6 protein-coding genes and 1 pseudogene are annotated in these 9,816 nt (G+C 74.6%); 4 read left to right on the plus strand and 3 right to left on the minus strand.

The features are described from left to right. A partial coding sequence (locus tag HCN52_RS17495) for a pyridoxal-phosphate dependent enzyme (RefSeq protein ID WP_168089390.1) occupies positions 1–375 on the plus strand: 375 nt, incomplete at its 5' end. Between the two features lie 181 nt (positions 376–556). Here the strand turns inward: HCN52_RS17495 and HCN52_RS17500 are convergent. Then, positions 557–2,107, minus strand: coding sequence for an alpha/beta hydrolase (locus HCN52_RS17500; protein WP_168089391.1), 1,551 nt, complete (start codon positions 2,105–2,107; stop codon positions 557–559). Positions 2,108–2,189: 82 nt separating this feature from the next. Then, positions 2,190–3,215 (minus strand): 6-phosphofructokinase, encoded by a 1,026-nt coding sequence (locus HCN52_RS17505; protein WP_168089392.1) that lies wholly within the window; start codon positions 3,213–3,215, stop codon positions 2,190–2,192. Between the two features lie 408 nt (positions 3,216–3,623). On the opposite strand from HCN52_RS17505, the gene pta reads away from it, so the two are divergent. The 3 genes from pta (at position 3,624) to pyk (ending at position 8,625) form a co-directional block, all read left to right on the plus strand. After that, complete coding sequence (gene pta, locus HCN52_RS17510; protein ID WP_168089393.1) at positions 3,624–5,795, plus strand: phosphate acetyltransferase; 2,172 nt, start codon at positions 3,624–3,626, stop codon at positions 5,793–5,795. After that, the gene (locus HCN52_RS17515; protein WP_168089394.1) at positions 5,792–7,081 is read left to right on the plus strand and encodes an acetate kinase; all 1,290 of its coding nucleotides are present in this window, start codon (positions 5,792–5,794) and stop codon (positions 7,079–7,081) included. Before pta ends, HCN52_RS17515 begins: the two co-directional genes overlap by 4 nt. A 119-nt stretch (positions 7,082–7,200) precedes the next feature. Further along, a complete protein-coding gene (gene pyk, locus HCN52_RS17520) occupies positions 7,201–8,625 on the plus strand; it encodes a pyruvate kinase (protein WP_168089395.1) in 1,425 nt (474 codons plus the stop codon). A gap of 235 nt (positions 8,626–8,860) precedes the next feature. Here the strand turns inward: pyk and HCN52_RS17525 are convergent. Then, positions 8,861–9,816, minus strand: a pseudogene (locus HCN52_RS17525) (hypothetical protein); the annotation flags it as partial.

The raw sequence follows: 9,816 nt of genomic DNA on the forward strand, positions 1-9,816 counted from the left end.
GCGCACGGGGTGCGGGTGGTCGGGGTCGAGCCCGAGGGCAGCCGCGCCCTGGCGGCGGCGCTGGCCGCCGGCCGGCCGGTGGACGTCACCGTCGACTCGGTGGCCGCCGACTCGCTGGGCGCGCGGCGGATCGCGGTGGAGGCGCTCCGCTGGGCGCAGCGGGACCACGCCCGGGCGGTGACGGTGCCGGACGCGGCGATCACGACGGCGCGGCGGCGGTTGTGGGAGGAGCACCGTCTGGTCGTCGAGCACGGGGCGGCGACCGCGGTCGCCGCGCTGGACAGCGGGGCGTACCGCCCGGAGCCGGCGGAGCGGGTGTGCGTGGTGGTGTGCGGCGCCAACACCGACCCGGCCGACCTGGGAGAGCGGGGGTGAGACCCCGCGTCGGATCGGCTCGCGGCGTCGGATGCGGTCAGCTGCACGGCGGAGGGGCGCCCTCGTACCGGGTGGTGTTCGGGCGTCCTTCGACAACGCGGCAGACGGCCGTGGCCGGCGTCACGGGCCCGGCGTGGGGTCGCACACCCGCTCTGAGGACGCGGCCCGGCCGGCGGCCCGCTCACCGCGGGGCGCAGGTGAGATCGGTGGCGGGCAGCCGGCCGGTCGCCAGGTAGGCGTTGACGGCGTCGTCGACGCAGCGGTTGCCGAGCACACCGAAGACACCGTGCTGGCTGGAGTCCTCCAGGGTGATCAGCCGGGCGTCGGGGCGGCGCTCGCGCACCGCGCGGGCGTGGTCGTAGGAGGTGCGCGGGTCCGCGGTCGCGGCGACCAGCAGCACAGGGGTGGCGTCGTCCACGTCGGTCAGCGGTTCCCGTGGCTCGGGCCAGTGGGCACACGGTGTGGTGTTGCCCGCGACGGGGCCGGCGAACGGGTGGCGCGCGCTCTCGGCGCGGAGCGCCAGGTACCGGGCGAGGGTGGTCCGGGTGTCCACGGCGTCGCCGCAGAGCACCGCGGTCTGGGCGCTGCCGAAGGCGGAGTGGTCGGCGGTGAGGAGGAGTCGGAGCCGCCGGTCGAGGTCCGCATGGGCCGTGACCCGCTCGCCGTCGGCGGCGCGCGCGAGCAGCCCCGTGGTGCGGGCGAGGCTGTCCCGGGCGGCGTCGGTGTCGGTGCCCAGGGAGCTCAGGTGGAGCACGGGGAGAGTGTGGTGGTCGAGGCGGTGGTCGCCGACGCGCAGCGGGCGCGCGGCGGCGGCACCGACGAGCCGCGAGACCTCCCGGAGCACGGCGTCGGCGTCCCGGCCGAGCCGGTAGGTGGCGTGGCGGTCGGCCGTCCACGCGGCCCACTCCCGCAGCGCCGCCTCGTTGGCGGCGGTGGTGTCCGCGAGGGGGTGGGCGCCGTAGCGGTCGGGGTCGATCACGCCGTCGAGGACGGTGCGGCCGAGCCGGTCGGGGAAGAGCTGGCCGTAGACCTGCCCGAGGTAGCTGCCGTAGGAGTAGCCCAGGTAGTGCAGTCGGCGGGCGCCGAGCGCTGCGCGGAGGTGGTCGATGTCGCCGGCGGTCTGCCGGGTGGTGAGGAACGGCAGCAGTGGGCCCGCGGTCTCGTGGCAGGCGTGGGCCAGTTCGCGCTGCGCGGCCGAGGCGGTCAGGAAGTCGAGCAGCCCCGTGCCGGCGGAGCGGATGGCGGAGCCGGTCGGCCAGCCGCAGTCGACCGGGGTGGAGCGGCCGATGCCGCGCGGGTCCATGCCGATGAGGTCGTAGCGGCCGGCGGTCTCCCCCAGCGCCGCGGCGGCGTCGAGCGGGAGGTGCAGTCCGCGGCCGCCGGGGCCGCCCCCGTTGACGAGCAGGGGGCCCAGGCCGCCGTCGGGCGCCGTTGCGGCCAGCCGGGAGACGGCGACGGTCAGGGTGGGGCCGCCGGGGTCGGCGTGGTCGACGGGGACGGTGAGCTCGGCGCAGCGCACTCCGGCGGCGTCGAGCCGGGCGCCGTGCGTGTCCTGCGGGTCCCGGGCGCAGGCGCCCCAGCGCGGCTCGGCCGGGGCGGTCCGCACCGCTCCGGGGACGGCGGGGTCCTGGAGCGCGGGGGCCGTCGGGGCTGCGACGGCGGGCGCCGCGGCGGTCAGCGCGGTGGTGGCCGCGAGCGCGACGAGAACGGCGCGGCGGAACGGGCGGTGCATGGGGCGACCGTAGTGAACTGCCGCGCGCCGTCGGGCACCTGGGGTGCCCGACGGTACGCGCGAGAGGTGGGTCGGGAGACCCTCAGAAGACGGCCTCGGTCTCCTCCATGCGGTGCTCGGGCACGGTCTTCAGCTCGGCGGTGGCGCTGGCCAGCGGCGCCATGACGATCTCGGTGCCCCGCAGCGCGGTCATGTGCCCGAAGTCGCCGCGGTGGGCGGCCTCCACCGCGTGCCAGCCGAAGCGGGTGGCGAGCACCCGGTCGTAGGCGGTGGGGGTGCCGCCGCGCTGAACGTGGCCGAGGATGACCGGACGGGCCTCCGTGCCCAGGCGGTGCTCCAGCTCGACGGCGAGCTGGTTGCCGATGCCGGTGAACCGCTCGTGGCCGTACTGGTCGATCTCGCCGCGGCGGTAGACCATCGACCCGGGCTTCGGCCGGGCGCCCTCGGCGACGCAGATGACGGCGAACTTCTTGCCCCGGGCGAACCGCTCCTCGACCATGGCGCAGAGCTTGTCGATCTCGAACGGCCGCTCGGGGATGCAGATGCCGTGGGCGCCGCCGGCCATGCCGGACTCCAGCGCGATCCATCCGGCGTGGCGGCCCATGACCTCGACGACCATGACGCGCTGGTGGGACTCGGCGGTGGTCTTGAGGCGGTCGATCGCCTCGGTCGCGACGCCGACGGCGGTGTCGAAGCCGAAGGTGCGGTCGGTCGCCGAGATGTCGTTGTCGATGGTCTTCGGGACGCCGACGACGGGGATGCCGGCGTCGGAGAGCATCCGGGCGGCGGTCAGGGTGCCCTCGCCGCCGATGGGGATCAGGGCGTCGAGCGACAGTTCGCGGCGCAGCTGCTCGGCGTTGTCGCACGCCTCCCGCAGCCGGTCGCGCTCCAGCCGGCTGGAGCCGAGGACGGTGCCGCCGCGCGCCAGGATGCCGCTGACGGCGTTGATGTCGAGGGAGCGGTAGCGGCCTTCGAGGAGGCCCTTGAAGCCGTCCTCGAACCCGATGACCTCATCCTTCCGGTCCACGACGGCCCGGTGGACCACCGACCGGATCACCGCGTTGAGGCCGGGGCAGTCACCGCCCGCGGTGAGCACACCAATACGCATGAGGGACCATCTCCTGCTTCGCAACGGGATCGCTTCAGGTGCTGAATCGGCCGCGCCCTCGGGGCCGGGCCGATTGTTTCATGTGTTGACGGCAGGGCCGCGACGTGTGTCCGTCAGGCGACCGCTGTTCACCGCCGCGTCATCCGCAGACCGTACCGTCGTCCGCCGGGCACGGTGCCGTGGTGCCGCCTGCCCGGGGTACCGGCGGGCGGTCCGTGCCCCCTCCCGCCGCTGGACGTGACGCTCGCCGCACCGGGACGGCCATCGCGCGTGGAACGGAAGGCTCCGGGTACGGTCGGTCAGCGGGACCAGCGGATCGGGCTACCTCTCGAACGGGCGGTCGACCCGCTGCCCGCCGCCCCGCCCTCCGGCCGGGCGGGCGACGCAGGACTGTGGAGGAGTGCGCACGTGACGCGCAGCGTGTACGTGACCGGGATCGGCCGCGGCGACGGCCGACAGGTGGTCGAGCTGGGGATGATGGAACTGCTGACCCGGCTGGTCGACCGGGTCGGGGTGTTCCGGCCGTTGGCCCACGACGACCGGGACCCGGTGATGGAGCTGCTGCGCAGCCGCTACCGGCTGGCGCGCTCCACCGCCGAGGCCACCGGGATGACCTACGAGCGGGCCGCCGCGCTCCAGGCGGCGCGGGGCACCGACGAGCTGGTCTCGGCACTGGTCGACCGGTTCCACGCGGTCGCGCGGGAGTCGGAGGCCGTGCTGATCCTGGGCACCGACTACGCCGACACCGGACTGCCGGCGGAGCTGGCGCTCAACGCCCGGCTCGCCAACGAGTTCGGCGCCGCCGTCCTCCCCGTGGTCGCCGGGCGCGACCGCGACGCCGCCACCGTCGTCGCCGAGGTCCGCAACGCGCACCACGCCTACACCTCGCTGGGGTGCGAGGTGCTCGCCACCGTCGCCAACCGCGTCCGCGCCGAGGACGCGGGCGAGGCCGCCGGCGAACTGGAGCGCCACCTGCCCGAGCCGGTGTTCGTCCTCCCCGAGGAGCCGGCGCTCGCCGCCCCCACCGTCTCGCAGGTCGCGCGGGCCGTCGGCGCGGAGGTGCTGCTGGGCGACCAGACCGGGCTCGCCCGCGACGTGCGGGGCTTCGTCTTCGGCGGTGCCATGCTGCCGGCGTTCCTCCCCGCGCTGACCGAGGGCAGCCTCGTCGTGACCCCCGGGGACCGCGCCGACCTCGTGATCGGCGCGCTCGCCGCGCACGCCGCCGGCTCCCCGCCCGTCGCCGGCGTGCTGCTCACCCTCGACCAGCGGCCCGGCGACGAGACCATGGCGCTGGCCCACCGGTTGGCGCCGGGCACCCCCGTCCTCGCCGTGCCGGGCGGCTCGTTCCCGACCGCCGCCGCGCTGCTGGGACTGGAGGGCAAGCTCACCGCGGCCAGTCCCCGCAAGGCCGAGATCGCCCTCGGCCTCTTCGAGTCCCACGTCGACACCACGGCGTTGAGCGGCCGCCTCTCCGTGGTCCGCAGCGACCGCGTCACCCCGATGATGTTCGAGCACGAGCTGATCGAGCGGGCCCGCGCCGACCGCCGCCACGTCGTGCTGCCCGAGGGCACCGAGGAGCGGGTGCTGCGCGCCGCGGAGGTGCTGCTGCGCCGCAACGTCTGCAACCTGACGCTGCTGGGCGAGGAGGGCGCGATCCGCCGCCGCGCAGCCGAACTCGGCATCGACCTGCGGCTGCTGGCCGCCGACGAGCCCGCCGGTGACTCCGCCGCCGCCCACGCCCGGGTGGTGGATCCCGAGCGCTCCCCGCTGCGGGAGCGGTTCGCCGAGGTCTACGCGAAGCTCCGGGCGCACAAGGGCGTCGACTTCGACCTGGCGCACGACACCGTCCGCGATGTCTCCTACTTCGGCACGCTGATGGTCCGGGAGGGACTCGCCGACGGCATGGTCTCCGGCGCGGCGCACTCCACCGCCGCGACCATCCGGCCCGCGTTCGAGGTGATCCGCACCAGCCCGGACGCCGACATCGTCTCCTCGGTGTTCTTCATGTGCCTCGCCGACCGGGTGCTGGTCTACGGCGACTGCGCGGTCAACCCCGACCCCGACGCCACCCAGCTGGCCGACATCGCGGTCCAGGCCGCGGTGACCGCCGCGCAGTTCGGGGTGGAGCCGCGGGTCGCGATGCTCTCGTACTCCACCGGCACCTCCGGTTCCGGCGCCGACGTGGACAAGGTCCGCGAGGCGACCGAGCTGGTGCGCTCCCGCCGGCCGGAGCTGCTGGTGGAGGGGCCGATCCAGTACGACGCCGCCGTGGAGCCCTCGGTGGCCGCCACCAAGCTGCCCGAGTCGCAGGTCGCGGGCCGCGCCACCGTGCTGGTCTTCCCCGACCTCAACACCGGCAACAACACCTACAAGGCGGTGCAGCGCTCCGCGGGCGCGGTCGCCGTCGGCCCCGTCCTCCAGGGGCTGCGGCGCCCGGTCAACGACCTGTCCCGCGGCGCGCTGGTGCAGGACATCGTCAACACCGTGGCGATCACCGCCATCCAGGCCCAGCAGCAGGCCCGGTCCGCGACCGCGGCGGGCGACACCCAGGACCAGCAGAAGCGGAGCGGCGACGCATGACCCCCCAGCCCGAGGAGCGGCAGCAGAGCGGCACCGCGCCGGCGGACCGGGGGCACGGCCCCGACGCCACCTGCGTCCTGGTGCTCAACTCCGGTTCCTCCTCCGTGAAGTACCAGCTGATCGACATGGCGGACGGCAGCCGCCCGGCGGCCGGCATCGTCGAACGGATCGGCGAGGACGCCTCGTCGCTGCGCCACGTCCCGCAGGACGGTGAACCCCGGGAGACCGTCCGCCGGTTCGCCGACCACGGCGAGGCGCTGAGCGCGGTCGCGGCGGAACTCGCCGCCGACGGCCTCGGTCTGGACTCGCCGCGGTTGGCGGCCGTCGGCCACCGCGTGGTCCACGGCGGGCAGCGGTTCACCGAGCCCACCGTCGTCGACGACGAGGTGCTGGCGGAGGTGGAACGGCTGGTGCCGCTGGCGCCGCTGCACAACCCGGCCAACCTCACGGGCATCCGCACCGCCCGCGAGCTCAACCCGGAGCTGCCGCAGGTCGCCGTCTTCGACACCGCGTTCCACACCACGATCCCCGAGTACGCCGCGCGGTACGCCATCGACGTGGAGACCGCGGACGCCCACCGGGTGCGCCGGTACGGCTTCCACGGCACCTCGCACGCCTACGTCTCGCGCCGTACCGCTCAGCTGCTGGGCCGCGACCCCGCCGACGTCAACGTGATCGTGCTCCACCTCGGCAACGGCGCCTCGGCATCGGCGGTCGCCGGCGGTCGCTGCGTGGAGACCTCCATGGGGCTGACGCCGCTGGAGGGACTGGTCATGGGCACCCGGTCGGGCGACCTGGATCCTGCGGTCGTGCTGCATCTGCACCGGGTCGCCGGCATGGACATGGACGCCGTCGACGACCTGCTCAACAAGCGGTCCGGACTGGTCGGGCTCTGCGGCGACAACGACATGCGGGAGATCCGCCGGCGCATCGACGCCGGGGAGGACGACGGCCGCGGCGGCGCGGACGCCCGGCGGGCCCAGCTGGCGTTCGACGTCTACGTCCACCGGCTGCGCAAGTACCTCGGCGCCTACGTGGCGGTGCTGGGCCGGGTGGACGCGGTGGCCTTCACCGCCGGGGTCGGGGAGAACTCCGCCGAGGTCCGTGCCGCGGCCGTCGCCGGACTGGAGGTGCTGGGGCTGGAGATCTGCCCCGAGCGCAACGCGGCACGGTCGCGCGAGGCCAGGCTGGTCTCGCCGGAGTACGCTCGGACGGCCGTGGCCGTCGTCCCGACCGACGAGGAGCTGGAGATCGCCGCCCAGGCCTACCGCCTGGTCACCGGCTGAGTCCCGGACGGCCGGGGCGGGCACCACCGCCCCGGCCGCGGACGCCGCACCGCGCGGTCGGAGGCGCGAACCGGACCCACGATTATTCCGCTGCTGAACAAACCGTTAGGATCGCTGGCATGCGCCGTTCCAAAATCGTCTGCACCCTGGGTCCCGCCGTAGATTCCTACGAGCAGCTGAAGAACCTGATCGAAGCGGGGATGAACGTCGCCCGCTTCAACATGAGCCATGGCACCCAGGCCGAGCACGAGGAGCGCTACGAGCGCCTGCGCAAGGCCGCCGACGAGACCGGCCGCGCCGTGGGTGTCCTCGCCGACCTCCAGGGTCCCAAGATCCGCCTGGAGACCTTCGCCGACGGCCCCGTGGAGCTGGAGCGCGGCGACACCTTCACCATCACCACCGAGGACGTCGCCGGCGACCGCAGCATCTGCGGCACCACCTACAAGGGGCTGCCGGGCGACGTCGCCAAGGGCGAGTCGATCCTCATCAACGACGGCAACGTCCACCTCCAGGTCACCGAGGTGTCCGGGCCGCGGGTCCACACCATCGTCATCGAGGGCGGTGTCGTCTCCGACCACAAGGGCATCAACCTGCCCGGCGTCGCCGTCAACGTCCCGGCGCTCTCCGGGAAGGACGTCGAGGACCTGGAGTTCGCGCTCCGCATGGGCTGCGACATGGTCGCGCTCTCCTTCGTGCGCAACGCCGACGACGTCCGCGACGTCCACGAGGTCATGGACCGCGTGGGCCGCCGCGTCCCGGTGATCGCCAAGGTGGAGAAGCCGCAGGCCGTCGAGAACATGGAGGAGGTCGTCCTCGCGTTCGACGGTGTGATGGTGGCCCGGGGCGACCTCGCGGTGGAGTACCCGCTGGAGAAGGTCCCGATGGTGCAGAAGCGCCTCATCGAGCTCTGCCGCCGCAACGCCAAGCCGGTGATCGTCGCGACCCAGATGATGGAGTCGATGATCACCAACTCGCGCCCCACCCGCGCGGAGGCGTCCGACGTCGCCAACGCCATCCTCGACGGCGCGGACGCGGTCATGCTCTCGGCGGAGTCCTCGGTCGGCCAGTACCCGATCGAGACCGTCAACACCATGTCGAAGATCGTGATCGCCGCCGAGGAGGAGCTGCTCAGCCGCGGTCTCCAGCCGCTGGTCCCGGGCAAGAAGCCGCGGACCCAGGGCGGCGCCGTGGCCCGCGCCGCCTGCGAGATGGCGGACTTCCTCGACGGGCGCGCCCTGGTGGCGTTCACCAAGTCCGGTGACACCGCGCGGCGGCTCTCGCGCTACCGCGCCTCGCAGCCGATCCTCGCCTTCACCACCGACGCCGCCACCCGCAACCAGCTCACGCTGAGCTGGGGCGTGGAGACCTTCGTCGCGCCGCACGTCGACCACACCGACGAGATGGTGCGGCTGGTCGACGCGGAGCTGCTGCGGCTCAACCGGTTCCACGAGGGCGACCTGATGATCATGACCGCCGGTTCGCCCCCCGGTGTCGTCGGCACCACCAACATGGTGCGCATCCTGCGTCTGGGAAGCGACAGCTGACCCTGCGCCACCGTGCCGGCCCCCGGCACGCCACGGACGCCCGGCCCGGCCACCCCGGACCGGGCGTCCGTCGTGTGCGGGCACCCGCGGCCGTTCCCCCTCAGGCCCCGTGCGGCGCACCGCACGGGGCCTGAGGGCGTCGCGCCGGCCGCCCGGGCGACGCGCACCTTTGCGCGGCTCCCTTCCGGTGGGCCACCCGAGGCGGGCGGGCCCGGGGCACCAGCCGCCAAGGGGCTCAGTCGTCCTGGGTCATGTACTGCCGCATCCCGGGGACGGTCAGCGTGCCGCCGAACTGGCCGGCCTGGGTGACCCTGACATCGGTGAAGTACGCCTCGCCGAGGTCGAGCAGCGGCTCGTGCCGCGGGTCGAAGACCACCGGGATCAGCCCGAAGAGGTTGCCCTCCAGCCGCTCGGTGTACATGGTCACCGTGGTCTCGCGGAACGTGGAGGTGGAACCGTCCGCAGCACGCACATGATGGCGGAGTCCCCCCGCGCCGCGCACGATCTGGTGCAGGTCGCCGACATCCACCGTGGCGGCGGTGAACTTCAGGGCCTGCTTCACCACGCCGCCGCTGGTCCGCACGTTGACCACGCCGTGGTACTCCAGGCCGCGCAGCGTCAGGTGGCTCGCCTCCAACCGCCAGGGCGCGTCGGGCAGCACCTGCGCGGTCGCCTCGTCGGTGCCGGGGACGTCCCGCTCCTCGGGACAGGGGTACGGCACCCGGCCCGCGGCGTCCGGTGCGAACGGGTCCTCGGCATCGGGCACGTCGCCCGGGACCTCGTCCGGCGCCGGCCCGGCCTCCTGTGCCGCGACGGAGTCGGACGTGTCGGCCGTCCCGGTGTCGTCGGCCGTCCCGGTGTCGTCGGTGGCACCGGTCTCGTCGGTGGCACCGGTCTGGTCGCCGGTCCCGGTGTCGTCGCTGGTCCCGGTGTCGTCGGTCGTGGCGTCGTCCTCACGCTCCGCGTCGGCCTCGGCGGCGCTCGCGGACCCGGCGCCGCTGCCGTCCGCCCGCTCGCCGGGGCTGTCGTCCCCGCCCGCACCTGGAAACGGACCCTCGTCGCCCCCGTCGGCGGCATCCGCCGGGCCGCTCGCCGCCCCCCGGCGGTCCGTGCCGCTCTCCCCCACCGTGCCGTCCTCGCCCGCCTCGGGGGCGGGGGCGGCGCCCCGCACGGCCTCCCCCGTCGCTGCGC

This window comes from Streptomyces bohaiensis, assembly GCF_012033785.1.
Taxonomy (GTDB): domain Bacteria; phylum Actinomycetota; class Actinomycetes; order Streptomycetales; family Streptomycetaceae; genus Streptomyces; species Streptomyces bohaiensis.